We start from the raw sequence: 25,922 nt of genomic DNA on the forward strand, positions 1-25,922 counted from the left end.
GCCGTGCAGCGCCAAGCGGCCCGTCTCGGGCGCCTGGACAGCAGCCGCGTCCGCACGGCACACACAGGCTGAACGCGGAGCGTGTGGGCCCGGCACATGGGTGGCCCGCTGCCACCCCTGCCTCTCACCACGTGTACGCCCCATGCAGCGACTGTACGCCCCTTCGAGCGGGCCCAGTCCCGTGGCGAGTGGGCCCGCCCGGCGCGGAGAGCGGGGCCGGCTCCTACTCCGTCCCGCTCTCCGGCGCCGACCACAGATGGTCGAGGGTGTCGAGCACGAGGCGGCAGACCGTGTCCGGGTCCGCGCTCGCCAGGGGCTCGCGGGCGACGACCGTGCGCATCAGGCCGATGCCCAGCAGCCAGGCCATGGCCAGATCCGCACGCAGGGCGCCGTCCTTGGCTCCGGAGAGCGCGGCCAGGGCGCTCTGATACTGCCCGCCCAGCTCCCGCAGGGTCCCGGCCGCCTCGTCGCCCCGGCCGATGGAGCGCAGATAGACCTCCAGGGAACGGTCGGCCGTACCCGTGGCGCTGCTCGTCAGCATCGAGCGCAGCGCGGTCTCGAAGAGCTCCTCGGGCGGCGTCGCGCGCAGCTGTTCCAGGCCACCCCGCGCGACGACCTCGGTGAGCAGGCCCTGCTTGGACCCGAAGTAGCGGAACAGCAGCGCCTGGTTGGCCCCCGCCCGTTCGGCGATGTCGCGGACCGTCGCCTTTTCGTAGCCCCGTTCCGCGAACAGGTCACGGGCGGCTTCAAGCAGTCGCTGACGGGTGGCTCCGGCGTCCCGGCGGCGCTCGCCGGCCTGCGAGTCGGGGGCTTCTTCCATGTGGACGGTCCTCTCAGACGGCCCGTCAGGATAACGGCCACAATGCGCCGTTGACCGCCCCAGCGACCGGTCCTACGGTTGTAAGCAGCTGCTTACATCCGGGAGGCCGCAGTGACGACAGCTGACTTCACCCCCGTCGCCTATCCCTTCAACACCTCCGACGGGCTCCAGCTCGCCGACGAGTACGAGCGTGTACGCGAACTGCCGGGCCTGTTACGGGTCCAGCTGCCGTACGGTGAGCCCGCCTGGCTCGTCACCCGCTATGCCGACGCGCGGCTGGTCCTCGGCGACCCGCGTTTCAGCCGGGCCGTGGGCGTCCTGCACGACGAGCCGCGGCAGTCGGAGGGGCGGCGCGACAGCGGGATCCTCAGCATGGATCCGCCGGACCACACCCGGCTGCGCTCCTTGGTGGCCAGGGCGTTCACCGTCCGCCAGGTCGAGAAGCTCCGGCCCCAGGTCCGCGAACTCACCGCCAAACTGCTGGACGGCATGGAGTCCGAGGGGCCACCCGCCGACCTCGTGGACCGCTACGCGTTGCCGCTTCCCGTGGCGGTGATCTGCCGACTGCTCGGCGTGCCCGAAGCCGACCGCCCCCGCTTTCGCGTATGGAGCGACGCCGCCCTGTCGACCAGCTCTCTCACCGCCGCCGAGTTCGACGCCAACCGCGACGAACTGCGCGCCTACATGGGCGAGTTGATCGACCGTCACCGGCAGGACCCGCAGGACGACTTGATGACCGCGCTCATCGAGGCCCGCGACGGCCGAGACCGGCTCTCCGAACTCGAACTGGTCGATCTCTGCGTGGCCGTCCTGGTGGCCGGGCACGAGACCACCGCCTCCCAGATCCCCAATTTCACCCTCACCCTGCTCGACCACCCCGACCAGTTGGCCCGGCTCAGGTCCCGGCCGGAGCTCATCGCGAACGCTGTGGAGGAACTGCTGCGCTTCGTCCCGCTGGGCAGCGGGGCCGGCCAGCCGCGGTACGCCACCGAGGACGTCGAGGTCGGCGGCACCCTGGTACGGGCCGGTACCCCGGTTCTGGTCGCGACCGGCGCCGCCAACCGCGACGCGCTGCGGTTCACCGGCCCCGGCGTGCTCGACATCGCCCGCGAAGGCAATCAGCACCTCGGCTTCGGCCACGGAGTCCACCACTGCCTGGGTGCCCCGCTGGCCCGGCTGGAGCTCCAGGAGGCGCTGAGCGCGCTCATCACCCGCTTCCCCGGGCTGAAACCGGCCGGCGATGTGACCTGGAAGTCGGAGATGCTGGTCCGCGGACCGCGCGTCATGCCGGTCGCGTGGTGAGCGCCATGACCTGGACCGTACGCGTGGATCCACAGCTCTGCCTGGCGTCGGGCATGTGCGCCGGGGCGGCCCCCGAGGTGTTCGCGCTGCACGGCGAGCATGCCCGGGTGCTCGACGACGGGATCGAACCGGACGAGCGGATCCTCGACATCGCCGACGCCTGCCCGGCCCAGGCGATCACGGTGTCCGACGGCAGCCGGGTGATCGGCCCCCGCCGGGACTGACGACGGCGACCGCCGGGGCGAGCCTCCGCAGGCCTGGGGGGTTTGCCTCAGGGCACTGCGGGCGCGAGAGGATCACCGAGCGGCTACTCGAACCGCGCGGTGTCGCCCGCACCTCGGCGTACGATCTCCAGCTCGCCGCTGGAGAAGTCGATGACCGTGGTCGGCTCGGTGCCGCAGTCGCCCGAGTCGAGTACGGCGTCCACCACGTGATCGAGGCGTTCCTTGATCTCCCAGCCCTGGGTCAGCGGCTCGTCCTCGTCGGGCAGGAGCAGGGTGCTGGAGAGCAGCGGTTCGCCGAGGTCGGCGAGCAGGGCCTGAGCGACGGCATGGTCGGGAATCCGGACCCCGACCGTCTTCTTCTTCGGGTGCAGCAACTGGCGCGGCACCTCCTTCGTCGCGGGCAGGATGAACGTGTACCTGCCGGGCGTCGCGGCCTTGATGGCACGGAACACGTCGTTGTCGATCTGCACGAACTGACCCAGCTGCGCGAAGTTCTGGCAGACGAGGGTGAAGTGGTGGCGGTCGTCCAGGTTCCGGATCGATCGGATCCGGTTGATCCCGTCACGACTGCCCAGCTGGCAGCCCAAGGCGTAGCAGGAGTCCGTCGGGTACGCGACGAGCGCGCCGGAACGGATGCTGTCGGCCACACTGCTGATGGTGCGCCGCTGGGGATTCTCGGGGTGAACGTCGAAGTACTTTGCCATTCGCCGAGTCTAAGGTCCGGGCCAGTGCCCGGACCGCTGCGACGGTTGTGGCGGCTGTGATGGTTGGTATGCGGCTGTGACGTTGCTTATGGCGGCTGTCCGGAGGAGGGCCGACCGGCTTCGGCCGGTCCTCCCCCAGACAGGCGGTTGGCTGACACAGCGTCAGCCAACCGTGCCGGTCCGGAGGCCGCGTACGAGATCGCGGGGCAAGCCGTGGGTGTCGTGGAGGTAGGCGTAGTCGTCCTCGGCGAGCGGGGTGGCGAAGCGGGGCTGGGACAGGATGCTGCGGCCGCGTTCGAGGAGCCGGGTGAAACGCCGCTCCTCGTCGAGGAGTACGTCGCGGATCCGGCCGGTGTGCTCCGGCTGACGGAAGTGGTCCAGTGTGTGCTGGATCAGCTCCTCGGGCAGGTCGCCCAGGGTGCGGGAGGGATCGCCGCGCCACAGGGTGGTCAGCACCCGGCGGGCCAGCCGCCGCAGTACGTATCCGCGCCCGGTGTTGGACGGCAGGACGCCGTCGCCGATCACGACCACGCTGGAGCGCAGATGGTCGCAGACCAGGCGCAGCGACTGCTCGTCCAGCTGCCAGAGCGGCGGGACCGACCGCAGCCACGGTTCGAACAGGTCGGTCTCGTAGACCGATCGCTTGCCCTGCAGGACGGCGGTGAGCCGTTCCAGGCCGAGCCCGGTGTCGACGTTCGGCTGGGGCAGCAGGTCGAGCGTGCCGTCGTCGCGGCGGTGGTGGCGCATCATCACGTGATTCCACACCTCCACCCACCGGTCGTCGCCGGTCGGTGTGGACCGCGGCGGTGTGTCCCCGGTCCACACGAAGATCTCGGAGTCGGGGCCGCACGGACCAGTGGGGCCGTTGGACCACCAGTTCTCGTCGGTGGTCAGCTCGACCGGTACCCCGAGCTCCTCCCAGGTGCGCAGCGAACCGGTGTCGGGACCGCAGTGCTCGTCGCCGCCGAACACCGTGGCGTGCAGCGACCCTGGATCGATACCGAAGCCGTTGACGAGCAGATCGTGTCCCCAGCCCAGGCTGCGCGGGCCTTCGTAGTCGCCGAGGGACCAGGTGCCGAGCATCTCGAAGACGGTCAGGTGGGTGGTGTCGCCGACCTTGTCCAGATCGGTGGTGCGCAGACAGCGCTGGACGTTGACCAGGCGCCGCCCCAACGGATGGGGTCTGCCCTCCAGATACGGGGTGAGCGGATGCATGCCCGAGGTGGTGAACAGCACGGGGTCACCGGGCGGCGGCAGCAGGGACGATCCCGTGATGCGCCGGTGGTCCCGCTGCTGGAAGTACTCGACGAATGTGCGGATGACGTACTCGGTGTTCATGGCTGCGGATCCTTCGCTGCGGGTGCGGGGCAGCCGGAAAGGGACCGCGAGCACGGGACGCGAAAAGGAATCCGACATCCACCGGCGGCCGTTTCCGGTCGCCGAGGGAGGGGAGATGAGGTCAGACGGCGGCAACCGGCGAGCTGGTCGCTCGCGCGGTCGCGGTGCAGATGCGGGTGATGACCTTCATGCCGCTCACGATAGCGCGCCGGCGATCCGGCGCGCCCGTGAATTTCCGCAGGGGAGGGGGGCTGCTATCGCAGCCCGGGCACCCGGGGCTGCGTGTGGGCCCGGCGAGTGGGGGTGGCTCGCCCGGCGGGGGAGTACCGGGGAACCTGCGGCCCCACTCGCCGGGCATCTTCCCGGTGGCGGCAGAGGCGGCCCGGAACTCCCGCGACGGCTGCCCCTGCCAGTTGAGGCCGGCCACCGGGAGCCATACGGTCACCATGGCAGCGGGCCGGGGGCGTGTACAGGTCCATTCTGGACGGTGACGGACGGCGATCCAGGATGTGCGGTGCGCCAACTCCACCTGAATGAAGGCCAGTTGGTCACGCCCCATCGCACCTCCCCGGTACGCCTTCCGCCTCGGTGCGCAGGGGCGAAGTCGCGCCGGGGTTGCCTTCCCTTCGCGGCGGGCGACGAGATGTTTGCCACATACACCGATTCCCGTAGGAACCGACGGCGGAGGCGTTCCCGACAAGAAGGGGAGCCAGACCCAGGCCGCCGTGTGGCTCAAGAACGTGGGCAGCCGCAGCCGCAGCTGCACGCTCCAGGGCTTCCCGGGTGTCGACATCCAGGACAACCTGACGGCCGGTCACACCGTGTCGCTGCCGCGCTCCTCGAAGGCCGCCACCGAAGTCACCCTCAAGCCGGGAGCGCACACCAGCTTCCTTTTCACCCTGCTCCCCGCCGAGGGCGGCACTCCTGCGGCGCAGCGCGTAGAACCGGGCATGCTCATCGTCACGCCGCCCAGCGAGAAGCAGCACTTTCAGCTCACGTGGCCCTACGGCGGCGAGATCCTCAACCAGGAGGGCGCCACGCACCCGGGCAGCTACGTCAAACCCATCGGCGCCGGCTGACCCACTCCGGAGGTCTCCGCGACCTCGCCCAGGTGAACACGTACCAGTGCGGTGTCACCCTGCTCGGCCCGAGGGGGTTACGTGGGAGCGCGCCGGGGCGCTGTTCTGAACCCGGGTGCGTCCGGCAGTGCGCCCTCCGTGCTGCTTTGCGCCGGGTTCTGGGCCTCGTCAACGGGGAGGTGCTGGGGTGCCGTAGCCACCAGCCCGGAACCGGGCCCGTTCCTCCCGCCGGAGGTATACCGCTGTGACCACCGCCCCGCTGCCGCGAACGGGAGTGGCCCCCGGCGCCTGGCCGCTGCTCGGCCACGCCTGGCAACTCCACTCCCGGCCCCTGGAGTTCCTGGCCTCGCTCCCGGCGCACGGAGACCTCGTACGGATCGGAATGGGGCCCTCGCCGGCCTATGTCGTATGCGCGCCGGAAGCCGCCCACCGCATGCTCACCGACTCCCGCACCTTCGACAAGGGCGGCCCGTTCTTCGACAAGGCCCGGGTGCTGTTCGGCAGCAGTCTGCCCATGGCCGGCTGGCGGGAGCACCGCTGGCAGCGCCGCCAGATGCAGCCCGCCTTCCAGCCCGACCGGATCGAGCGGTACGCGGTGGTCATGGGCGAGGAGGTCGACCGGATGACCGCCCGCTGGCGGCCCGGCCTGCGGCTGGACGTCACCGAGGCGCTGACCACGCTGACCCTGCGCATCGTCACCCGCAGCGTGCTCGCCGCCGAGGCGGAGGACGAGGCCGTGGCCGAGGTGCAGCAGAGCCTGCACACCGTCATCGACGGCATCTACCAGCGGGTGATGCTGCCGCTCGGCCCGCTCTACCGGCTGCCCACTCCCGGCAACCGCCGCTACCGGCGCGCCTGCGACCGCCTGCACCGCGCCATCGACGGCATCATCGCCGCGCGCCGGGCGGCGCCGCCCGGCGACGACCTGGTCGCCATGCTGCTGGCCGCGCACGACGACGACACGGGCGAGCCGATGTCCGAAGTGGACGTCCGCGACCAGCTGATGGTCATGATCGGCGCGGGGTTCGAGACCACGGCCAACTCCCTGTCGTTCGCCCTCTGGCTGATCAGTCAGCACCCCGAGGTCGAGGAACAGCTGCACGCCGAGGTCGACCGGACCCTGGCCGGCCGGACCGCCACCCCCGCCGACCTCGACGGTCTGACCTACACCCAACGCGTCATCAGCGAAGTCCTGCGGCTGTATCCCGCGGGCTGGTTCTTCACCCGTGTCACCACCACCGACACCACCCTGGCGGGGCAGGCCCTTCCGGCGGGCACCGCCCTGCTCTACAGCGCCTACCTCCTCCACCACCGGCCCGAACTGTTCCCCGACCCTGAGCGCTTCGACCCCGACCGCTGGCTCAAGCAGAGCGGCGACAGCCTCCCCAGGGGTGCACTGGTCCCCTTCGGCGGCGGCAACCGCAAGTGCATCGGCGACCAGTTCGCCCTGGTCGAGATGACCCTGGCGCTGGCCACCGTCTGCACCCGCTGGACCGTGCACCCCGACCCCGGAGCCACCCTGCGCATCCGGGTCCGCGGCACCCTCGGCCCCGGCCCGCTGGCCATGACCTGCCAGCCGCGCGGCAGGGCCGCCAACAGCTGACCTTGGGACGCTACTTGCCCGGCCGAGTGAGCAACAGCTCGGTGTTGTGGTCGGCGGACGAGCCGAGCTTGGCGGCCGGGGTGGCGTACGGGTCGTTGTACGACAGCTCGCGGTACAGGGCCGCGAGGCCCCGGTCGGACGTGTCGGCGAAGTCCGTCGTGTAGGGCGCGGCGGACTCGATGAGGGTGGTGAACAGCGAGAGTGTGCCGTCGCCGTTGTCGGCTATCTCGATGATCCGGGCGTGCTGCGGATAGTCGACGTGCGACGCGGTGTTGATCTCCCAGAAGGCGCGCTCGGGAACGGCGTGGCCGTGCGGGGTGATCCGGTTCTCGTGGGTGTGGCCGTTGACCCAGGCCACCACGTTCGGATAGCGCTGGAGCAGCGAGACCAGCGCGTTGCCGTCGTGCCGTGCCTCGAAGGGGTGGTACGGGTCGGGGAGCAGGTTGCCCATGGTGGCGCTGGTGTGGTGGCTGAACAGCACGATGAGCGAGTCGCTCGACCCGCCGCGCACCACGTTCCCGTCGGTGTCGTACCAGTGCCCGCTGTGCGACTTGAGGACCGATTCCAGCCACTTGAGCTGCGCGGTGCCCAGTGAACCGTCCGCGAATCCGGCCCGGTTGGTGGTGTCCAGGCTGACGCCGAGGACACCGCCCGCGAGCGGGAAGGTGTAGTAGAGGTGGCCGCTGCTCGCCGCGTCCGAGGTGAAGCCGTGGCCGACCGGTCCGGCGCCGGTGTGGGCGGGGTTCAGGTGTGCCTTGGCGAACTCGGCCGGGGTGAAGGGCCGGCGGCGCTCGTCGGGGGTGACCTCGCGGATCACCCCGCCGTTGCCGAGCAACTGCCCCAGCAGGAGCACGGCTTGGGCCGGGTCGTGCCGCAGGGCGTACGCGAGCTTCGCGGCGGTGGCGTCGTCGCAGCCCTCGATCTTCCGGTCGCCGGTGTACAGGTCGTTCAGCAGGCCGAGGTCGGGCAGGCTGCCCTCGATGCTGTCGTCGTGGTTGCCGACCGTCGTGTACCAGGGCACGCTCAGGCCCGGCGCGTCGAACGGACGGCCCGCCCCGGACAGGAATCCGGGGATCTGCGGGAGCCCCTTGGCCTTGTAGGCGTCCCGCAGGGACGATTCGGGATTCCAGTAATCCGTGCTGCCGGAGTTCTGGACGCCCTCGTAGCGCGAGGGGTCGCCGCTGCTGGGAGTGATCCGGCCGCCGCTCATGACGCTCAGATACCAGTCCAGCTCGATGAGCTCGTGGTTGTCGGTGTTGTCGCCGGTGGCCATCACCATGCCGAACGGCAGCCCGGTGTACGGGCCTTGGCGCACCGCGTTGACGCGCTCGACCAGAGCGGAGGCGCCGCGCACCGTCAGGGCTTCCTGCGGGCGGTGCGCGCTGTCGTTGTACTGGGCCAGGTACTCGAACCGTACCGGGGACTCGGTGTCCGCCAGGTGCATGTCGGTGAACTGGACGAAGGAGGCGAGCCCGGTCCGGCGGTCGTCCCGGCCCGCACCGGCCGCGGCCAGCTCGCCGCGCACCACGAGCGGCCAGCCCGGCCCCGCGACCAGGCGCTTGTACGCCCCGGAACCGACCGGCAGCGCGGCCTGTTCGAGGGTGGTCCCGCCGATCCGTACGGCCCGCGCGGCGGTGGCCGCCAGGGCCCGGTCCTGCGCCGCCGCCGACCACAGGGCGGCACCGGCGGCCGCGGCGGACATGCTGGACACGAACTGACGGCGGCTCATCCCGCGCATGGGTATCCCCCTGGTAATGCCGGCAATTGAGGGCGCGGCCGCCCTCCGGGCGTAACCGCGCGGCGCAACACTACTGGCCGGTAGTCGTATGTACAGGTGCCGGGAGGAAACTTGAGGGAAACAAGAGAAGGTGTGCTGGGCCACCGCATAGGGAGCTGATGAGGGAATGGTTACCTGCGGTAGTCATTCCCTGGTCCCGCTCGGAGCGAGCCGGCGCGATTGCGGTGCGGGCCGACCGCGAGTCGCCGTGCGTGGGCTTGATTTCACCGGTGAGGTGGGCGACGTGCTGCACATGCGGGCGCTCCACGCACGGGAGTTCACGGCCGCTGAGGGCCGGTCAGGGCCGGGCGATGTCGCGGTAGGGGTTCTTGGGCTCCGGGATCCGTTCGAGCCCGGCGGCGTCCAGAGCCGGGGCCTTGCTGTCGGGCCGCCACGTTCCGGTGACGGTGACCCAGCTGTCGGCGGGCGGCGCGGCCACTCCGTAGACCTCCACCTTCAGCACCCGGGCATCCGCCGCGCAGCAGCTCACGACGACCCGGCTGAGCTGCCAGGCGGTGCCGTTGTGCGGGGTGACGAACCCGGTGAGACGGACCGTACGGCCCTTCAGGGAACCCTTCTCGTCCCAGACGGCGCGGCTGGTGAAGTCGGTCAGTGACAGTGCCAGCGGACTCCGCGTCGGCAGGGGCGCGAAGGCCGTTCGCTTGGCCACCGCGCCGGACCCGTCCCGCGCGACGGTGTACGACCCGAGGGCGGGCGGGGCGAACAGCAGGAGCATGACCGCGGGCACGCCGAGCAGCCACGCGGTTTTGGGACCCGCGGCGGAATGGGTGTGGCCGTGCCCCGTCCCCTCGCCACCGTGCCCCGCCCCCTCCTCGTGGTCGTGCGCCGCCCCCTCTTCGCCGTCCTGGTACCGCAGACGGACGGCCGCGATGAGGCCGAGCAGGAGCAGGATCGCCCCCGACGCGATCAGCAACGGCCGCAGCCCCTCCTTCACATAGCGCAGGTAGAGATCGCTGAGCAGGCTGATCCGCAGCAGGGCGCAGCCGGTCAGGGCGAGCAGTGCGGCGGGAACCATGCGCCTCACAGCAGCCACCCCCCGATCAGAGCGCTGGCCAGCAGGGCTGTGGCGAAGGTGGCGGTGCAGAACCGCAGGGCGAAGGCGCGGCCGAAGGTGCCGGACTGAAGCGCCATCAGTTTGAGGTCGACCATGGGTCCGACCACCATGAACGCGAGCTGGGCGGTGGGGGAGAACCCGGACAGGGAGGCCGCGACGAAGGCGTCCGCCTCCGAGCAGATCGACAGCACCACGGCGAGGACGCCGAGCAGGAGCACCGACAGCCATGGTGAGCCGGCGAAGGACTCCAGTACCGATGGCGGTACCGCGATGTTGAAGGTCGCCGCGGCCGCCGCGCCGAGCACGAGGAATCCGCCCGCGTGGAGGAAATCGTGCTGGAGAGCGCGGGTGAAGGCGTCGAGTCGGCCCCGGTCGGCGGTCGGCCGGGGCCGCTTGGCCAGCCGCAGCCACTCGGGGCGACCGAGCCGGAGCCACAGCCAGCCCATCGCGATCGAGGTGGCGAGCGAGGCGAGCAGCCTGGCCAGGACCATCTCCGGGCGGCCCGGGAACGCGATCGAGGTGGCCACCAGCACGACCGGGTTCACCGCGGGCGCGGCGAGCAGGAACGTGAGCGCCGCGGCCGGCGCGACCCCGCGCCGGATCAGGCTCCCCGCGACCGGCACGGACGCGCACTCGCACCCGGGAAGCAGCGCCCCGGCGGCGCCCGCGACCGGGACGGCCAGTACGGGGTTGCGGGGCAGGAGCCGGGCGAGCACCCGGTCCGGAACCAGGGTGGCGACCGCGGCCGACACCACCGTGCCCAGGAGCAGGAACGGCACGCCCTGGATCACCACGGCGGCCAGCACCGTGCACCACGCCTGCAGCGCGGGCTGATCGAGGCGTACCAGGAGACCGGGCAGGACCAGGGCGGCGATGCCCGCGATGAGGGCCAGCGCGAGCACGCCGACGGACACGTCGAGGCCGACCCGCAGGATCCGGCCCAGCACCGCTGACGCGTGCTTGGGTGAGGAGCGCTGAGCCACCTGCGGGGGTGCGTCGGGCGCCGTACTCACACGGCTGGCTGTCTCGTCGGTCACGGCCCCGGCCTTCGTCCGCCCGCCACCGTTCAGCGGGACCGGGCCGGAAGCCTAGCGGCCGTCTTCCGATGGCCCCCGGTCGGGGTGCGGCTCCCGCTCACGACTGAGGCTGCCCCGCCAACGGTGTGGCGGGGCAGCCGTGGTGGTGCTGACGGCTGCTGGTCAGACAGCCGCCGGGATGCGGATCAGCTCACTTGCAGTACGGCACCGGGGCGAGGTTCTGCACATAGCGCGCGGCGACCCAGCCGGGCTTGCCCGCTCCGAGCTTGTACCAGAGCTTGTTGCCGTCCACGTCCTGGCCGGCCTTCTTGCACTGCAGTGCGGCGACCGTGCCCTGGGACAGCAGGTTGAGCCGCTTGGACGTGGTGTTCGCCTCCTGGTGGACCCACAGGCCGCCCTTGGCGACGACCTTGCCCTTGGGCTCGGCCACCGGGACGGCACTGTGCACCTGCTGAGCCGAGACGCTGACGGCCGTCGGCGTCGCCGCCGAAGCCGCGCCCGAGCCGAGCAGGATCCCCGTTCCGGCGAGGACCGCCACCGCTCCCGCGGCGACGACCTTGCGCATGCCAGGTACGTACACGCTGTTCCCCTTTCGTTCCCTATGGGATGTACGCCCTGTAAGACAGTCGATGAGGCGGATCCGTTCCACTCGGATCGAAGAACGTCCGTAATACGTACGGCAGTTGATGGGGAATGCGGTGTTCCGGGATGCCCGAGTGGTGGACGGGAACGGGGTGGCTCCGGTGGCGCATGCCGGGTGGGTGACGGGGAAGAGATGATGCGGCCATGCCACGCTCTTTCCGGAAGGATTCCGTCAAGTGCTCCGTAGACAAGGCGCGTTACTCGCCGCCGCCCTCCTGCTCCCGCTCGTCACGGCGACGCAGGCCACTGCCGCAGCGGCTCCGGTACCGGCGGCTGCCTGTACCTACACCCCGGCCGTCCCCGCCGACAACTACAAGGGGATCCCGGACTTCGACCCGGTGAAGGCGGCCCGCCCCTACAGCGCGACCCTGCGCACCAGCCAGGGCGCCATCACCTTCAAGGCGCTGACCGACAAGGCGCCGTGCACCACCAACTCCTTCCGGTTCCTGGCCGAGAAGCGCTACTTCAACGGAACGCACTGCCACCGGCTCACGACCGCGCGGCTGTACGTCCTGCAGTGCGGCGACCCGACCGGCACGGGCAGCGGCGGGCCCGGCTACTCCTTCCCGGACGAGAACCTCACCGGCGCCACCTATCCGGCCGGGACGGTGGCGATGGCCAACGCCGGACCCAACACCAACGGCAGCCAGTTCTTCTTCGTATGGAAGGACACCAAACTGTCGCCCGCCTACACGCCCTTCGGCAGGGTCACCGCGGGACTCGACGTGCTGCAGAAGATCGCGGCGGGTGGCGAGGACGACCAGAACGGGCCCGGGGACGGCTACCCGACGCTGCCGGTGAACATCAAACGCGTTCAGATCAAGCACACATAGCGGATCTGATCCGTGCGCCGGGTGGGCGCCGGGTATGTCCCGGCCCCACACCACGCGGGCGCCCGGCGGCGGCTCAGCCGGTGAGCCGCTTGCTGAGCCATTCCAGGGAGGGGGGGATCTCCCTGAGCCACGTGTTGAAGTTGTGCCCGCCGGAGTCGAGCGTGATCGAGGAGACGTGTGCGGGCTTCTTGACCTTCGCGATGAACTTCTGCGTCTCCTTGATATTGCTCTCGCCCTGTTGTGACGTGGTGACCAGGAAGGACGAGTTGCCCTGGGGCAGGTGGTCGAGACTCCACAAGAGGTCGGACCGGTTCTGCTCGTGCTTGTTCCCGTGGAACAGGTCACCGGAATCCATGTCGACGTCCGGTTTGTAGTCCGCGGACAGGCCCACTCCGGCCGCGTACGCCTCCGGGTGCTCCAGAGCGATCTTCAACGCGCAGTAGCCGCCCGTCGAGTCGCCGATGAAAGCCCAGTTCCGCGGCTTCGTACCGACGCGGTACGTGCCTGAGATCGCCTGGGGCAGGTCCTTGGCGAAGAACGTCTCCGTCTGCGGCCCGCCGGGGATGTCGATGCACTGGGTGTTGCGCGGCGGTGCGACGGTGGGCCGCATCATCACCAGGATCATCGGCTGCGTCTTCTTCTGCTTGGCCAGCGTCCAGGCCGTCTTCGGGTACTTCAGCCCTTTGAGGAGGTTTTCGGCGGTGCCGGGGAAGCCGGTCAGCACCACCATGGCGGGGAAGGACTTCTTCTCGTACCCCTTCTGGAAGTACTCCGGCGGCAGATAGACATAGGCCGGACTGACGATCCTGGACCGCTCTCCCTGCACCGCGATCTTCTCTACCTCGCCGCCTATGCTCGGCTTTCCGGCCCCCGGGACGTCGACCTTCTGCTTCCCGATGAGCTTCACTCCCGGACTGCCGGCCGACTTCGCGTCGAGGACCCCCACCCCCTCCTGCTGGCCGAACAGATCCGCCCAGGAGCCGTAGAAGAGGAACGTGTTGTTCGCCGCCAGCCCCACCGAGGAGAAGAGCAGCAGCTGAACCGCGCAGAGCAGACCCACCCGTCCCAGGACCGGCCCCCAGCTCTGTGCCGCCAGGCGTGGCCACAGCCATATGACGACGATCGACAACAGTGCCGTGCACAGCACGGCCAATGCCAGCACGGTGGTACTTGTCAGCCCCATGGATCAAGAGCACTCTCTGCAAAAGGACGTCCTGGGCGCGCCGCCCAGCTGCACCGCCTTGAGGGGTGCGCACGGAACTAGACCGGGATCCGGCGGGATCCGTTCCACCGCGGTCGCCCGCGTTTCGGCTGGACGAGGCAGGGCGGCGCCGCCGGACTGCCCCCTAGAACATCGAGCGCGCCGTGGGGGTGCTTTCTCCCCGTTCGGGCGGGCCGCAGCTTCCCGTTCGTCGGCGGCCTGCGGGGCGGGGGGCACTGGGCGCGGTCGCCGATGTCGACCGGCTGCTCGGCGGCACGGGCGACTGACCGGCCCGGGGGCGACAACGCCGTACGACCGGGGCGGCCCGGCGACGGCACGGTACGTGTCCGCCGGGCCACGGCCGGCCTGCGACGGGTACGCCCCGGTCAGCCGAGTTCCGCGGGTGCGCCGCCGGGGCGTTCGAACTGGGTGCGGTACAACTCCTGGTAGCGGCCGCCGAGTTCCAGCAGTTCGTCATGCGTGCCGCGTTCCACGATCCGGCCGTCCTCCACCACCAGGATGAGGTCGGCGGAACGCACCGTGGAGAGCCGGTGCGCGATCACCACCGCGGTGCGGCCCTCCAGCGCCTCGCCGAGGGCCTCCTGGACCGCCGCCTCGGAGGTGTTGTCGAGGTGCGCGGTGGCTTCGTCGAGGATGACGACGCGCTGACGGGCCAGCAGCAGGCGGGCGATGGTCAGGCGCTGGCGCTCGCCGCCGGACAGGCGGTACCCGCGCTCGCCGACCACGGTGTCGAGCCCGTCGGGCAGCGAGGCGACCAGACCGTCCAGGCGGGACCTGCGCAGCGCGTCCCACAGGTCCTCCTCCTCGGCGTCCGGGCGGGCCAGCAGCAGGTTGGCACGGACCGACTCGTGGAAGAGGTGGCCGTCCTGGGTGACCATCCCGATCGTGTCGCGGATCGAGTCCGCGGTCAGCTCGCGCACGTCGATGCCGCCGAGGCGCACCGCGCCCTCATCGGCGTCGTACAGCCGGGGCAGCAGCTGGGCGACCGTCGACTTGCCCGCGCCGGACGACCCGACCAGGGCCACCATCTGGCCGGGCTCGGCGCGGAAGGAGACGCCGTGCAGCACCTCGGTGCCGCCCCGGGTGTCCAGGCTGGAGACCTCCTCCAGCGAAGCGAGGGAGACCTTGTCGGCCGGCGGGTAGCCGAACCGCACGCTGTCGAACTCGACGGACACCGGACCGCCCGGAACCGCCCGTGCCTGCGGCTTCTCGGCGATGAGCGGCTTCAGGTCGAGGACCTCGAAGACCCGCTCGAAGCTGACCAGCGCGCTCATCACCTCCACGCGCGCCCCGGCGAGCGAAGTGAGCGGCGCGTACAGGCGGGTGAGGAGCAGGGCCAGCGAGACGACCGCGCCCGCCTCCAGGGTGCCGTGCAGCGCGTAGTAGCCGCCGAGGCCGTAGACGAGGGCGAGCGCGAGCGCCGATACAAGGGTGAGGGCGGTGATGAACGCGGACTGCGCCATCGCCGTACGGACGCCGATGTCCCGCACCCGGCCCGCCCGGGCGGCGAATTCGGCGGACTCGTCGGCGGGCCGCCCGAACAGCTTGATCAGGGTCGCGCCGGGTGCCGAGAACCGCTCCGTCATCCGGGTCCCCATCGCGGCGTTGTGCTCCGCGGCCTCCCGCTGCAGGCGTGCCATCCGGGTTCCCATCCGCCGCGCGGGCAGCACGAACACGGGCAGCAGCACCAGCGCGAGCAGGGTGATCTGCCAGGACAGGCTGAGCATCACGCCGAGCGTGAGCAGCAGAGTGACGAGGTTGCTGACCACACCGGACAGGGTGTTGCTGAACGCCCGCTGGGCGCCGATGACGTCGTTGTTGAGGCGGCTGACGAGCGCGCCGGTGCGGGTCCGCGTGAAGAACGCGACCGGCATCCGCTGCACGTGGTCGAAGACGGCGGTCCGCAGATCGAGGATCAGCCCCTCGCCGAGCGTCGCCGACAGCCACCGGCTCACGATGCCGAGCGCCGCCTCGGCGACCGCGATCGCGGCGATGAGCAGAGCGAGCCGGGTGACGGTCCCGGTGTCCTTCCCGCCGATGATCGCGTTCACGACGCGCCCGGCGAGGAGCGGAGTGGCCACTGCCAGCAGAGCCGTGGCGACGCTCAGCACGAGGAACAGCGCGATGCGGCGGCGGTGCGGACGGGCGAAAACGGCGATGCGCCGCAGGGTGGCTCGGCTGAAGGGACGTCGGTCCTGCTGCGCGGTCATGACGTTGTGGAGCTGCGTCCACGCGGTGGCTTCCATACTCATGCGCAGAACGTACGACCTCTACCGAGCTTGAGGTCAACAAATTCGCGGAACAGAGGCACTCACCCCGACGCCCCGCACCGGAATCCAGAGGCTGGTCCGGGGCGGGGCGGCGTGGTGGGGCGGTCACTTGATCTTGCAGGTGTTGCCGGAAGCCGGGTTGAGCAGCCCGATGACGTCGATGCTGTCGCCGCACACGTTGGCGTCGACATCAACGGGTACTTGGATGACGTCGCCGGAGAGGAGCCCGGGGGAGTTCTCAGCCACTCCGACCGGGGAGTTCTCAGTCGGCGGCTTGGGGTCGGCGGCGGCTGCGACGCCGGCCCCGCCGACCACGGCGGTGGCGGCCAGAGCGGCGGCGACGACTGCGGTACGGATACGCATGTGTTTCCTCCTGGATGTGAGGGTTACTCACGTGCAGCGTCTCCGGGCTCGGGCCTCAGGGACACTCGCGTGACCCGATGGGGTGAACGCGGCCCTCAGCCGGGGGCCTGTGTGCGGCGGGCGGCGGCGCCCCGCATCGCGCGGGTGCCGGGAGCGACAGACGTCCCTGGCCTCGCTCCAGCGGGAGCGCGAGGGCGCGGGGCCGGGGACGCGACTCGATGTGGTGGTTTTGCGTGCCTGGGGGCGCTCGTCGCGCGTTGTTCACCGCATGACCGTATTTCGTGGGCCGCGGTGTCCGGCTGCCGCCCTTCCCCCGACCGCTCCCCGAACTGGCGGCAGCCGGCCGAGAGTTGACGCGCCCGTGAGGGGGGCGCGGTCCGCCGACGGCGCCGGTCCGCCCCTGGCCGCACGGCAGCCCTGCCCCGGTCGCCTCATGGCCCCGGAAGCCGGACCCGCCGGGTGTTCCCGCGGATGGATCCGGCCGCTCCGGCGCTGCTTCCCGCCTGTGTCCCCCGACAGTCTGTGAATGGAAGACTCCCGTGCGAATTACCGACATTCACGGCTGCGAGGTCCGTCCCGGGCGGCTGGTCGAGTGGACGCTCGACCCCCTCATGGTCGAGGCCGCGACAAGCCAGCCCGACGACACCCGGCCCCCGGCGTATGTGCAGGAATCACACATCCGCACGGCGCGCACGGTGCGCGAGGACGGGCTGTTCGTCCCGACCTGGCTGGGTGCGGCCTTCGACATCCCGGGCGCCGTCGATCTCGACGTGCTGGAAGCCGCGCTGCGGACCTGGACGCTTCGGCACGAAACGCTGCGCAGCGGCTTCCGCTGGGTCGGCGACGACATGCGCCGGTTCACGGCCGCGTCCGAAGCCGTGGCGCTGCGGCGGGAAGTGGTGGGCGACTTCCCGCGGGCCGGGGAACTGAGCCGGCACCTCCAGGACCGGTTCGACGTGGCGGCCGACGCGCTGGGCTGGCCGAACTTCTTGTACGCGGCGGTGGTACGGGACGAGTCCACCAGCGTCTACATGGCCTTCGACCACAGCAACGTCGACGCGTACTCGCTCCAGCGCATCCCCGCCGAGATCCATGAGCTGTACGCGGCGGGGACCGAAGGCCGCGCCGACGAGGCCGCCCCGGTCGGCAGTTACGTCGACTTCTGCGAGATCGAGCGGGCCAGCGCGGACCAGGTCGACGACACCCATGCGATCGTGTCGCGCTGGCGGGAGTTCATCACCCGGTGCGACGGCAGGCTGCCGGCCTTCCCCGTGGATCTCGGCCTGGAGCCCGGCGGCGGGCTGCCCGAGCAGAAGCTCCTGCACGAGATGCTCGTGGACGACGCGGACGCCGCCGGCTTCGCGGCGTACTGCCGCCCCTTCGGCGGCAGCCAGGTGGGCATCCTGGCGGCCACCAGTCTCATCGTGCACGACATCGGCGGTGAACCCGTCTACCGCACGGTCGTCCCCCTCCACACCAGGGCGAAGTCCCGCTGGAACGATTCGGTGGGGTGGTACGTGGGGGGAGCGCCCATCGAGATTCCGGTGGCGCAGGCACTCGGTTTCGATGACGCGCTGAAGATGGTGCACGGCGCGCTGCGGGCCAACAAGGCACTGGCACACCTGCCGATCGCGCGGGTGCTCCGGCTGCTCGGCTCGGACTTCCGTCCGACGTCCCCCGATCTCTACTCGATCGTCTCCTTCGTCGACGCGCGGGGCATCCCGGGGGCCGGGCAGTGGGACGAGCTGAAGGCGTACGCCCTGCTCAGGGTCTCCTACGGCGACCAGGTGTGTGCGTGGTTCACCCGCCTGCACGGCGGGCTGCAACTGGCCATGCGCTACCCGGACACGGAGATCGCGTACAAGAACATGCGCCGGTACGCGGAGCAGCTGCGCGAACGCATCACCTCGGTCGCCCGATGCAGCCCGCCCTCGCTCGCGAGCGTCAGGCGGTACGGGCAGCGCCCGGTCCCGGTCCCGAGGCTGAGCACCGCGACGTCGCGGCTCCCGTTCTGAATCCGGGAGCCGGTGTGGTGCGCGATCCGAATCCGAGGGGCCCGGCCTGGTCTCCGTGCCCCCGCGCCTGAACCAGCCCCGGACGGCTACGCCTTCGCGGCGCAGATCACGTCGTAGGGCCTGCCGATGGCCATGGTCAGACGCATGGGCTCGGTGGTGCCCGCGGGACACTGGGAGGCCTCCTTCACCAGGTCGAGCACCTTGTACGCCGCCGCGCCGGAGGAGGCGCACGGGACCTCCTTCGCGGTCGAGGTCACACAGTCGCCCTTGACCAGCTGGCCACCCCCGGCGCCCGGGTCCCCGGGGTGGTTCCCGGAGAGGTTGCGCCCGCACACGGTCTTGGTCGGAATGCCGCCGCCCTTGCTCTTGCTGCTGCCGTAGCTGACGCTGACCTGGATGATCAGATCCGTACCGGCCGGGCACTGGATGGCGTCGGGCAGGATGCTCGCGCTCTCGACCGCGAGGGCCTTGAAGGTCGCGCCGCTGTCGCCGCAGCCGAACGCTTTGTAGCCGTTCGGGGCGTCGGCGGGATCGGGGCCGCCACAGTCGCCCACGTTCCACTGCCCGCTGTCATGGGAAGCGGAGGAGGAGGGGTGGGACGACTTCCCGCTGTCGTCGCCGAACAGCTTGGACGCTCCGTAGCCGAGGCCGAGGATCACCGCGAGGATCACCAGGGTCGGAAGACATCCCCCGCGCTTCCGGTTCTGGGTGGAGGGGACCGTACTGCCCCGTTCGACCATGGTGTTGTTTCCTCCGTGGGTGACTGACGACGCGATTCACCCGTGGGGACGCGACATGAACACCTCATGGTTCCGGCCGGGAACGGGTTCACGTGCCGACCGGCTCCGGGGGAGCGGAACTAATGCTGCGGCGCCGGCATGGCCGGTTCGCGGCGCTGTTGTGCCTTGTCGCTGATGCGGATCAACAGGCCGACCATCAGCCAGTTGGCCACCATCGAGGAGCCGCCCTTCGCCAGGAACGGCAGGGCCTTGCCGGTGAGCGGGATCAGGCCCATGACGCCGCCCGTGACGACGAAGACCTGGAGCAGCAGGGCGCTGGCCAGGCCGACCGCCAGGAGTTTGCCGAACGGATCGCGCGCCACCAGGCCGATGCTCAACCCCCGCTGGGCCAGCAGTCCGTACAGCAGCAGAACTGCCATCACCCCGGCCAGGCCCAGCTCCTCGCCGACGGTGGTGAGGATGAAGTCGCTGTTGCCGGCGAAGCCGATCAGCTCCGGGTGGCCCTGGCCCAGGCCCGTCCCGGTGATGCCGCCGCTGCCGAAGCTGAACAGAGCCTGGCCCAGCTGTTCGGAGATGCCCGCCTTCTGGCCCGCCGGGGTGAAGGCGTCCATCGGGTGCAGCCAGGCCACCACCCGGCCGTGGACGTGGGGCTCCATCGAACCGACCACCGCCGCGCCGACCACGGCCATCAGCAGACCGCACACCACCCAACTGGTCCGCTCCGTGGCCATGTACAGCATGATCACGAAGAGCCCGAAGAAGATCAGGGACGTGCCGAGGTCGCGCTCGAAGATCAGCACCAGCAGGCTCAGCACCCAGATCGCCACGATCGGCGCCATCTGCCGGCCGGGCGGGAGGCGCATGCCGAGGAAGCGGCGGCCGGTCAGGGCCAGTGCGTCGCGGTTGACGGTGAGGTAGCCCGCGAAGAACACCGCGATCATGATCTTCACGAATTCGCCCGGCTGCACGGACAGCGGTCCCATCATGATCCAGCGCTTGGCGCCGAACTGGTCGGCGCTGGAGAAGGCGGGCGCCATCAGCAGCACCAGGGCGACGGCCATCATCACGTAGAGGTACCGCTGCAGCCATCGGTGATCGCGCAGGACGAGCAGCAGCCCGACACAGACCGCCACGCCGATGACCGTCCACATCAGCTGCCCGCTGCCCGCCTGGGAGATCTTCAGATGGGGCTTGGCCGCGTAGGTGATGTCCAGGCGGTGCATCAGGACCAGGCCCAGGCCGGTGAGCAGCAGGGCGAGCGGCAGGAGCAGCGGATCGGCCCGGGACGCCCAGCGCCGCACCGCCAGGTGCGGGACCAGCGCGAGCAGCAGCACGGCGACCGCGAACCCGGTGAGCCCCGAGGGCAGCCGGCCCTCCATCGACAGACCAGTGAAGGCGTAGCCGCCCACCGTGATCAGGACGACGAAGCCGAGCAGCCAGGCCTCGGTGCGCCGCCGGTTGGGCGCGTGTGCGAGCGCCGCGAACGTCATCGTGTGCCCGGCGTCGTCCTCTGACCCCTCGGACGGCGACCGGGTCGCGTTCGTCAGTCCCCGCACAGAAAACCTCCACCCTGGAGAGCCACAGGCCCAGGATCCTCGTGTCGCCGCCACACGTGACGATCACGCGCCGAAAGACGGCGGGCGGCAGGAGCCGGTTCCTTGTGTGGCCCTCCTCATAGGCACATAGACACACGCAAATTTGCGACATTACGCAACTAACGGGTCTACGGTACGTCCCATCGGTCCCGTCCGGGGGCACCGGGGTGGTGGCGGGGTGTCCGTCAGCCGTCGGCGGGGGCCGGGGCGAGGCCGTCGGCGACGAGACCGGCGAGGACCGCCTGGCCCAGGGCGTGGACGGCGGACTGGGGGCGCACCATCACGGTGAACTCCTTGACCCGGCCGGACTCGTCGAACTGGAGCAGGTCGATGCCGTGGATCTGCTTGCCGTTCACCAGGGCCCGGAACGGCAGGATCACCGACGGGGCTTCCTCGCCGTCGGCGCTGGTCTCGGCCGCGCCCTCGAAGCGTCCGACGTAACGGAGGTCCTCGAAGGTGCGCAGCAGGACGCCGAACAGCCCGAGCACCATCTCCTTGCCCTCGAAGGGGACGAACTTCACCGGGCTGTAGAGCCGGATGTCGTCGGTGAACAGGTCGTCCAGCGCGGCGAGATCGCGCTTCTCCACGGCGGTGCGAAACCGGTCGGCAGTCTCCATGCGGGCTCCCCATACTCAAGAATATGACTAGTCAGTTTCTTGAGTATGATGCAGCCGCGGACGAGGAAAGGGAAGGGGTGGCCCACATGGCCCTGCGGCATGCGGTGCTCGCGGCACTGCTGGACGGCGAGTACAGCGGATACCAGCTGGCGAAGGCGTTCGACATCGGCGTCGCCAACTTCTGGCACGCCCTTCCCCAGCAGCTGTACGCCGAACTGACCAAGCTGGAGCGGGAAGGCCTGGTCGCCGGCCGGCAGGTGGTTCAGGAGACCCGCCCCAACAAACGCCTGTTCCGGGTCACCGACGCCGGGCGGGCCGAGCTGGAGCAGTTCGCCGCCACTGCCGCCAAGCCCTCGTTCATCCGCGACGATCTCCTCGTCAAGGTCCAGGCCGCCGACCGCATCGGCACCGCGCCGGTCATCGGTCAGCTCGAAGAGCGGGCCGCCGCCGCCCAAGCCAAGATCGATCTCCTCGGCAAGCTGCTGCGCCAGATGCGCGGCGACGCGGACGAGGAGGAGTTCCTGCGCCTCGGCGAGCGGATCGGGCCGTATCTGACGTGTCTGCGCGGTCTCGCCTTCGAGCAGGAGCACCGGGACTGGTGCCTGCGGATCGCGGCCGTACTGCGGGAGAGGCAGGCGAGTCGTGCCGAGCGGTGAGTACGTGCCGAAGTCCGGTGCGGTATCGCGCCCTTGAGGGCACGGTGAACTGCGGGACCGGCGGCGGACGGCGCGCGTAGCCGCCCTCGCGCAGCAGGTCGTACGCGGCCGTGATGGTGGCTCGGCTGCCCGCAGCCGCCCGACCGCACTTCCCGGCAGAGCGCTCAGCAGCGGGTCGACGGGCCGCTCTGGCGGGTGAGGTTGTCGTTGGACATCCAGCCCGAGGTGTCGCTGCCCGCCACGCGGGCGTAAGTCCACTTGTGGCCATAGGCGTTGACGACGTAGCAGTGATACCAGAGCTTCGTACCGGACTTGGCCAGGGTGACCTGCGGGCACGTCTCGTACGGCCCGGACTCCAGGTGGTAGTCACCTGCCATGTAGCCGTACGAGCCCGGAGCCGGGTCGCGGTGGCTCCAGCCGGTGCAACTCGTAGACGTCGGGCTGGACTTGGGGCTCGCGCTCGGCGCTGCCTTGCCGCCGCCCGGGGCGCCCGGCGTCGCCGTGGGGCCCGGCCGCTGCGAAGGGCCGGCCGACTGCTTCCCCTTGTGGGACTCCTTGGACGACGCGGCGGCGCCGGGGGAGCCGCTGCCGTCGATCAGTCCGCCTTGGCTCGGCCCGTCACTGCCCGCCGATGCGCCGGTTCCGGGCCCTGCCGCCTGGGTCCCGCCGCCGTCCGCGCCTGCCTGCTTGCTGGTCAGGGCGTACGTGATCCCGCCTCCGGCGAGCACGACGGCGGCCGCCGCCGCGATGACCGTACGGCTGCGTCGCCGCGCGCGGCCGTCGGCGGCCGGGCTGCCGCCCGAGGCGGGCCCGACGGGCGGTGCGCCGTACTGCGGGACCGTGGAGGCGGGGTAGGGGGAGTGCGGCTGGGGGTAGGGCGCTGCGCCGGCCGAGGGCAGCGGCGGTGGCGGCGGCCCGAAAGCCGGCGCGGGCGTGGCGGGCGGCGCCGCGAGGTCCACGGTGCTGCCCGCGGCCACCCGCTCCAGCATCTCGCGCGCCTGGTCGGCGGTGGGCCGGTGCTCCACCTCCTTCGCCATCAGCGCCCGCAGCACCGGCGTCAGCGCTCCCGCCTGCCGGGCTTCCGGAAGCGGCTCGGTGACGATCGCCGCCAACGTGGACCACACCGAGGTCCGGCGGAACGGCGAGGTCCCCTCCACCGCCGCGTACAACGTCATGCCGAGCGACCAGATGTCGGAAGCGGGGCCGGGCTCCCGGCCCTGCGCGCGCTCCGGAGGCAGGAAGTCGAGGGAGCCGACGAGTTCACCACTGCGGGTCAGCTTGGACATGGCTTCGTCGCCGGACGCGTCCATGGTGGCGATGCCGAAGTCGGTGAGCACGACCCGGCCGCCGCGCTCCAGCAGCACGTTCCCCGGCTTCACGTCCCGGTGCAGTACGCCGACCCGGTGCGCGGCATCGAGCGCGTCCATCAACTTGGCGCCGATCGCCGCGGCCTCGCGCGGTTCCAGCGTGCCGCGCTCCGCCAGCACCTCGTCCAGGGAGGGCCCGTCGACGAGTTCCATGACGATGACCGGCAGGCCCTGTTCCTCGGTCACGTCGTGCACGGTGACCACACCGCTGTGCCGGATACGGGCGGCGGCCTGCGCCTCCCGTTGCATCCGGGCGCGCAGATCGGCCAGTTCGGGCGCGGAGGCGTCGGTGTACGCCCGCAGGATCTTGACGGCGACCTCTCGGTTGAGGAGTTCGTCCACGGCCCGGGCGACCACGCCCATGCCGCCGCGGCCGATCGTCGCGGTGACCCGGTAACGCCCCCCGAGTACCTTGCCGATCAGCTCCCCGTCGTTCGCTTCCCCCGCTCGCACCGCATGCTCCCATCCCTGGCCGACCGTCACTTCACCACTTGGCGGCACAAGAGTAGACGGACGCTGACGTGCGCCCGTCAGCGAGTACGGCGCCGTATCCGACAGCACCGGGCCGGTGGCCTCCCGCGCCACGAGGGGTGCAGGGGAGGCCACCGGCCCGGTGTCCGTGCGGGCGGACCGTCACATGGGGTCGATGCCGCTGCTGCCCAGGTCCTTCTCGTGCTTGCTCTGCTCCTCGAGCCGGCGGGCCTTGTCCTTGAGCCGCTGACGCTCCTCGGGGTCCTGGGCGCGCTCGGCGGCCTGATGCATCTCCTGTGCCTTCTCGCGCATCTGGCGGGCGCGGCCGGACTCGTCTGCAACGCTCATGATCACTCCTGAGATCTGGGGAGAGCGGGTGCAATCAGCGAAACAGGGCCCTCGTCACTCCGCATCCCGAACGGTTACGCACAGCTATTTCCGCAGGGCAGGGGGACGCCCGTTCGGTGGGGGCTGGAATCGAGAGCGGCCATGAGGACCGTGAGGGCGGCCTCAGCCGCCGGGGGGCGCTGCGCCCTGGAAGCGTGCGAGGTCGGCGGGGCGGACCTGGATGACCAGCAGGGCGATCACCGCGGCGAGCAGCGCGAAGATCGCGGCCATGACGAAGGCCGTGGAGACCCCGGAGGTGAGTACCTGATCGCTCCACGGAGGCGGGAGCCTTCCCGTGCGCTGGAACATGACGCGCTGCGCGGCGCCCGCCTGGCCCAGGAACTTGGGGACCTGGACCGTCGCCTCGTTGCGGCTGGCCGTGCCGAACACCGTCACCAGAATGGAAAGCCCCAGTGAACCGCCCACCTGCTGGCTGGCGTTGAGCATGCCGGAGGCCGCGCCCGTCTCGTGCCGGGGGACGCCGGAGACGGCCATCAGCGTCAACGAGACGAAGTTCATGCCCATGCCGAGGCCGAACACCAGCATCGGGCCCAGAATGCTGCCCGCGTAGGTGGAGCGGACGTTCGTGAACGTAAGCCAGGACAGTCCTGAGGCAGCCAGGATCGCACCGGTCACCATGAACGGCTTGGGGCCGAATCTGGGCAGCAGCCGGGAGGCCGTTCCCGCACCGACCGCGATGATCGCGCTGATGGGCAGGAAGGAGAGACCGGCCCGCAGCGGACTGAAGCCGAGCACGTTCTGCACGAACAGCGTGAGGAAGAAGAACATGCCGAAGATCGCGGCAGCGAGGCTCAGCATGATCCCGTACGTGCCCGCGCGGTTGCGGTCGGCGAACATGTGCAGCGGAGTGATCGGCTGCTGCGAGCGGCGCTCCACCATGGCGAACGTGGCGAGGAGCACCGCGGCCGCACCGAACGACCCCAGCGTGAACGGATCGCGCCAGCCCTGCTGGGCAGCCCGGATGAAGCCGTAGACCAGCGAGGCCATGCCGAGGGTGGAGGTCAGCGCTCCGACGAGGTCGAAGCGGCCCGGATGGCGCTCGGATTCCTTGATGTGCCGGGGAGTCGCCAGCACGATCAGCACGGCGATCGGCACATTGACGAAGAGCACCCAGCGCCAGCCGAGCCATTCGACGAGGACGCCGCCCGCGAGCAGACCGATCGCGCCGCCGCCCGCGGAGACCGCCGCGAAGACGCCGAACGCCCGGTTGCGTTCGAGTCCTTCGGTGAACGTCGTGGTGATCAGCGCCAGCGCGGTCGGCGAGGCGATGGCGCCGCCGACACCCTGCAGGGCGCGCGCCGCGAGCAACTGGCCGGAGCTCTGCGACAGTCCACCGAGCAGCGAGGCGAACGCGAAGAGCAGCACCCCGGAGACGAACACCCTGCGTCGGCCGAGGATGTCCCCGGCCCGGCCGCCGAGCAGCAGCAGCCCGCCGAAGGTGAGCGTGTACGCGCTGACCACCCAGGCGAGGCTCGTCGTGGAGAAGTTGAGTGCGCGCTGGATGTGCGGAAGCGCGATGTTCACGATGGTGACGTCGAGCACGACCATCAACTGGCACGAGGCGATGACCAGGAGCGCGATCCCCTTGCCCCCGCTTCCTCTTCCGGGGGCGGCGGTCTCGGTCGTGGGTGTCGGCTGCGAACGCGTCATGGCGGACCTTGCCCTCGCACGAGGGGCGGTGGACGGTCCCGTCCACCCTTCGACCGTATGCCCGGGCCCGGGCCGTCACCAGTCGATCAAGCCCCCGCCGCCCGCCGCGTCCTG

Annotated in this window: 23 protein-coding genes; 7 read left to right on the forward strand and 16 right to left on the reverse strand. The window is 70.7% G+C overall.

The genetic code is table 11. From position 1 onward, the window contains the following. Positions 1–223: 223 nt before the first annotated feature. Complete coding sequence (locus ACIBK6_RS09865; RefSeq protein ID WP_399050387.1) at positions 224–820, reverse strand: TetR/AcrR family transcriptional regulator; 597 nt, start codon at positions 818–820, stop codon at positions 224–226. A gap of 111 nt (positions 821–931) precedes the next feature. Between ACIBK6_RS09865 and ACIBK6_RS09870 the strand changes: the two genes are divergently transcribed. Both ACIBK6_RS09870 and ACIBK6_RS09875 read left to right on the forward strand, forming a co-directional pair. Then, complete coding sequence (locus ACIBK6_RS09870) at positions 932–2,122, forward strand: cytochrome P450 (RefSeq protein ID WP_399050389.1); 1,191 nt, start codon at positions 932–934, stop codon at positions 2,120–2,122. Positions 2,123–2,127: 5 nt separating this feature from the next. Then, positions 2,128–2,346, forward strand: coding sequence for a ferredoxin (locus ACIBK6_RS09875; RefSeq protein ID WP_399050391.1), 219 nt, complete (start codon positions 2,128–2,130; stop codon positions 2,344–2,346). Positions 2,347–2,429: 83 nt separating this feature from the next. Here ACIBK6_RS09875 and ACIBK6_RS09880 read toward each other — a convergent pair whose 3' ends face one another. Further along, the gene (locus tag ACIBK6_RS09880; protein ID WP_399050393.1) at positions 2,430–3,050 is read right to left on the reverse strand and encodes an L-threonylcarbamoyladenylate synthase; all 621 of its coding nucleotides are present in this window, start codon (positions 3,048–3,050) and stop codon (positions 2,430–2,432) included. Between the two features lie 162 nt (positions 3,051–3,212). Then, positions 3,213–4,388, reverse strand: a complete 1,176-nt coding sequence (locus tag ACIBK6_RS09885) for an alanine--tRNA ligase-related protein (RefSeq protein WP_399050395.1) — start codon at positions 4,386–4,388, stop codon at positions 3,213–3,215. A gap of 533 nt (positions 4,389–4,921) precedes the next feature. Between ACIBK6_RS09885 and ACIBK6_RS09890 the strand changes: the two genes are divergently transcribed. Together ACIBK6_RS09890 and ACIBK6_RS09895 are read left to right on the forward strand one after the other, a co-directional pair. Then, the gene (locus tag ACIBK6_RS09890; protein ID WP_399050397.1) at positions 4,922–5,467 is read left to right on the forward strand and encodes a DUF4232 domain-containing protein; all 546 of its coding nucleotides are present in this window, start codon (positions 4,922–4,924) and stop codon (positions 5,465–5,467) included. A gap of 244 nt (positions 5,468–5,711) precedes the next feature. Next, positions 5,712–7,070, forward strand: a complete 1,359-nt coding sequence (locus ACIBK6_RS09895) for a cytochrome P450 (protein ID WP_399050399.1) — start codon at positions 5,712–5,714, stop codon at positions 7,068–7,070. Between the two features lie 10 nt (positions 7,071–7,080). Here ACIBK6_RS09895 and ACIBK6_RS09900 read toward each other — a convergent pair whose 3' ends face one another. The 4 genes from ACIBK6_RS09900 to ACIBK6_RS09915 all read right to left on the reverse strand — a co-directional run bounded on the left by ACIBK6_RS09900 (position 7,081) and on the right by ACIBK6_RS09915 (position 11,539). After that, on the reverse strand, positions 7,081–8,808 hold the full coding sequence (locus tag ACIBK6_RS09900) for a TIGR03767 family metallophosphoesterase (RefSeq protein ID WP_399050401.1): 1,728 nt from the start codon (positions 8,806–8,808) through the stop codon (positions 7,081–7,083). 337 nt (positions 8,809–9,145) lie between these two features. After that, complete coding sequence (locus tag ACIBK6_RS09905; protein ID WP_399050968.1) at positions 9,146–9,883, reverse strand: TIGR03943 family putative permease subunit; 738 nt, start codon at positions 9,881–9,883, stop codon at positions 9,146–9,148. Positions 9,884–9,888: 5 nt separating this feature from the next. Beyond that, positions 9,889–10,959, reverse strand: a complete 1,071-nt coding sequence (locus ACIBK6_RS09910) for a permease (protein WP_399050403.1) — start codon at positions 10,957–10,959, stop codon at positions 9,889–9,891. Positions 10,960–11,149: 190 nt separating this feature from the next. Continuing rightward, a complete protein-coding gene (locus tag ACIBK6_RS09915) occupies positions 11,150–11,539 on the reverse strand; it encodes a hypothetical protein (RefSeq protein ID WP_399050405.1) in 390 nt (129 codons plus the stop codon). Between the two features lie 238 nt (positions 11,540–11,777). Between ACIBK6_RS09915 and ACIBK6_RS09920 the strand changes: the two genes are divergently transcribed. Further along, entirely contained in the window at positions 11,778–12,434 is a 657-nt protein-coding gene (locus tag ACIBK6_RS09920; protein ID WP_399050407.1) for a peptidylprolyl isomerase, read from the forward strand. A 73-nt stretch (positions 12,435–12,507) separates the two neighbouring features. Here ACIBK6_RS09920 and ACIBK6_RS09925 read toward each other — a convergent pair whose 3' ends face one another. From ACIBK6_RS09925 to ACIBK6_RS09935, 3 genes are all read right to left on the reverse strand, one after another. After that, positions 12,508–13,617: an alpha/beta hydrolase gene (locus ACIBK6_RS09925; protein ID WP_399050409.1), complete on the reverse strand. Its 1,110-nt coding sequence runs from the start codon at positions 13,615–13,617 to the stop codon at positions 12,508–12,510. A 404-nt stretch (positions 13,618–14,021) separates the two neighbouring features. Continuing rightward, on the reverse strand, positions 14,022–15,908 hold the full coding sequence (locus tag ACIBK6_RS09930) for an ABC transporter ATP-binding protein (protein WP_399050411.1): 1,887 nt from the start codon (positions 15,906–15,908) through the stop codon (positions 14,022–14,024). A gap of 123 nt (positions 15,909–16,031) precedes the next feature. Continuing rightward, positions 16,032–16,289 (reverse strand): chaplin, encoded by a 258-nt coding sequence (locus ACIBK6_RS09935; protein WP_399050413.1) that lies wholly within the window; start codon positions 16,287–16,289, stop codon positions 16,032–16,034. Positions 16,290–16,828: 539 nt separating this feature from the next. Here ACIBK6_RS09935 and ACIBK6_RS09940 point away from each other — a divergent pair. Then, positions 16,829–18,304 (forward strand): condensation domain-containing protein, encoded by a 1,476-nt coding sequence (locus ACIBK6_RS09940; RefSeq protein WP_399050415.1) that lies wholly within the window; start codon positions 16,829–16,831, stop codon positions 18,302–18,304. Positions 18,305–18,390: 86 nt separating this feature from the next. Here the strand turns inward: ACIBK6_RS09940 and ACIBK6_RS09945 are convergent, their stop codons facing one another. The 3 genes from ACIBK6_RS09945 to ACIBK6_RS09955 form a co-directional block, all read right to left on the reverse strand. Further along, positions 18,391–19,044 (reverse strand): hypothetical protein, encoded by a 654-nt coding sequence (locus ACIBK6_RS09945; protein ID WP_399050417.1) that lies wholly within the window; start codon positions 19,042–19,044, stop codon positions 18,391–18,393. Positions 19,045–19,163: 119 nt separating this feature from the next. Further along, positions 19,164–20,534 (reverse strand): FtsW/RodA/SpoVE family cell cycle protein, encoded by a 1,371-nt coding sequence (locus ACIBK6_RS09950; protein ID WP_399050970.1) that lies wholly within the window; start codon positions 20,532–20,534, stop codon positions 19,164–19,166. A 290-nt stretch (positions 20,535–20,824) separates the two neighbouring features. Then, positions 20,825–21,256, reverse strand: coding sequence for a nuclear transport factor 2 family protein (locus tag ACIBK6_RS09955; protein ID WP_399050419.1), 432 nt, complete (start codon positions 21,254–21,256; stop codon positions 20,825–20,827). 86 nt (positions 21,257–21,342) lie between these two features. Between ACIBK6_RS09955 and ACIBK6_RS09960 the strand changes: the two genes are divergently transcribed. Further along, positions 21,343–21,912 carry a PadR family transcriptional regulator gene (locus ACIBK6_RS09960; RefSeq protein ID WP_399050421.1) on the forward strand — a complete coding sequence of 190 codons (570 nt, stop codon included), beginning with the start codon at positions 21,343–21,345 and terminating at the stop codon, positions 21,910–21,912. A gap of 164 nt (positions 21,913–22,076) precedes the next feature. On the opposite strand, the gene ACIBK6_RS09965 is transcribed toward ACIBK6_RS09960, so the two are convergent. From ACIBK6_RS09965 to ACIBK6_RS09975, 3 genes are all read right to left on the reverse strand, one after another. After that, positions 22,077–23,732: a protein kinase gene (locus ACIBK6_RS09965; RefSeq protein WP_399050423.1), complete on the reverse strand. Its 1,656-nt coding sequence runs from the start codon at positions 23,730–23,732 to the stop codon at positions 22,077–22,079. Positions 23,733–23,912: 180 nt separating this feature from the next. Then, positions 23,913–24,098 (reverse strand): DUF6381 family protein, encoded by a 186-nt coding sequence (locus ACIBK6_RS09970; RefSeq protein WP_399050425.1) that lies wholly within the window; start codon positions 24,096–24,098, stop codon positions 23,913–23,915. A gap of 162 nt (positions 24,099–24,260) precedes the next feature. After that, positions 24,261–25,808 carry an MFS transporter gene (locus tag ACIBK6_RS09975; RefSeq protein WP_399050427.1) on the reverse strand — a complete coding sequence of 516 codons (1,548 nt, stop codon included), beginning with the start codon at positions 25,806–25,808 and terminating at the stop codon, positions 24,261–24,263. Between the last annotated feature and the right edge of the window lie 114 nt (positions 25,809–25,922).

Origin of the sequence: Streptomyces sp. NPDC050485 (assembly GCF_044458185.1) — a bacterium.
Taxonomy (GTDB): Bacteria; Actinomycetota; Actinomycetes; order Streptomycetales; family Streptomycetaceae; genus Streptomyces.

Coding starts and splice junctions, on each gene's coding strand:
- ACIBK6_RS09935 (WP_399050413.1), bottom strand. CDS start 16,289: ATGCGTATCCGTACCGCAGTCGTCGCCGCCGCTCTGGCCGCCACCGCC.
- ACIBK6_RS09885 (WP_399050395.1), bottom strand. CDS start 4,388: ATGAACACCGAGTACGTCATCCGCACATTCGTCGAGTACTTCCAGCAG.
- ACIBK6_RS09905 (WP_399050968.1), bottom strand. CDS start 9,883: ATGGTTCCCGCCGCACTGCTCGCCCTGACCGGCTGCGCCCTGCTGCGG.
- ACIBK6_RS09875 (WP_399050391.1), top strand. CDS start 2,128: ATGACCTGGACCGTACGCGTGGATCCACAGCTCTGCCTGGCGTCGGGC.
- ACIBK6_RS09930 (WP_399050411.1), bottom strand. CDS start 15,908: ATGAGTATGGAAGCCACCGCGTGGACGCAGCTCCACAACGTCATGACC.
- ACIBK6_RS09880 (WP_399050393.1), bottom strand. CDS start 3,050: ATGGCAAAGTACTTCGACGTTCACCCCGAGAATCCCCAGCGGCGCACC.
- ACIBK6_RS09975 (WP_399050427.1), bottom strand. CDS start 25,808: ATGACGCGTTCGCAGCCGACACCCACGACCGAGACCGCCGCCCCCGGA.
- ACIBK6_RS09955 (WP_399050419.1), bottom strand. CDS start 21,256: ATGGAGACTGCCGACCGGTTTCGCACCGCCGTGGAGAAGCGCGATCTC.
- ACIBK6_RS09950 (WP_399050970.1), bottom strand. CDS start 20,534: ATGACGTTCGCGGCGCTCGCACACGCGCCCAACCGGCGGCGCACCGAG.
- ACIBK6_RS09865 (WP_399050387.1), bottom strand. CDS start 820: ATGGAAGAAGCCCCCGACTCGCAGGCCGGCGAGCGCCGCCGGGACGCC.
- ACIBK6_RS09900 (WP_399050401.1), bottom strand. CDS start 8,808: ATGCGCGGGATGAGCCGCCGTCAGTTCGTGTCCAGCATGTCCGCCGCG.
- ACIBK6_RS09970 (WP_399050425.1), bottom strand. CDS start 24,098: ATGAGCGTTGCAGACGAGTCCGGCCGCGCCCGCCAGATGCGCGAGAAG.
- ACIBK6_RS09890 (WP_399050397.1), top strand. CDS start 4,922: ATGAAGGCCAGTTGGTCACGCCCCATCGCACCTCCCCGGTACGCCTTC.
- ACIBK6_RS09945 (WP_399050417.1), bottom strand. CDS start 19,044: ATGGTCGAACGGGGCAGTACGGTCCCCTCCACCCAGAACCGGAAGCGC.
- ACIBK6_RS09925 (WP_399050409.1), bottom strand. CDS start 13,617: ATGGGGCTGACAAGTACCACCGTGCTGGCATTGGCCGTGCTGTGCACG.
- ACIBK6_RS09960 (WP_399050421.1), top strand. CDS start 21,343: ATGGCCCTGCGGCATGCGGTGCTCGCGGCACTGCTGGACGGCGAGTAC.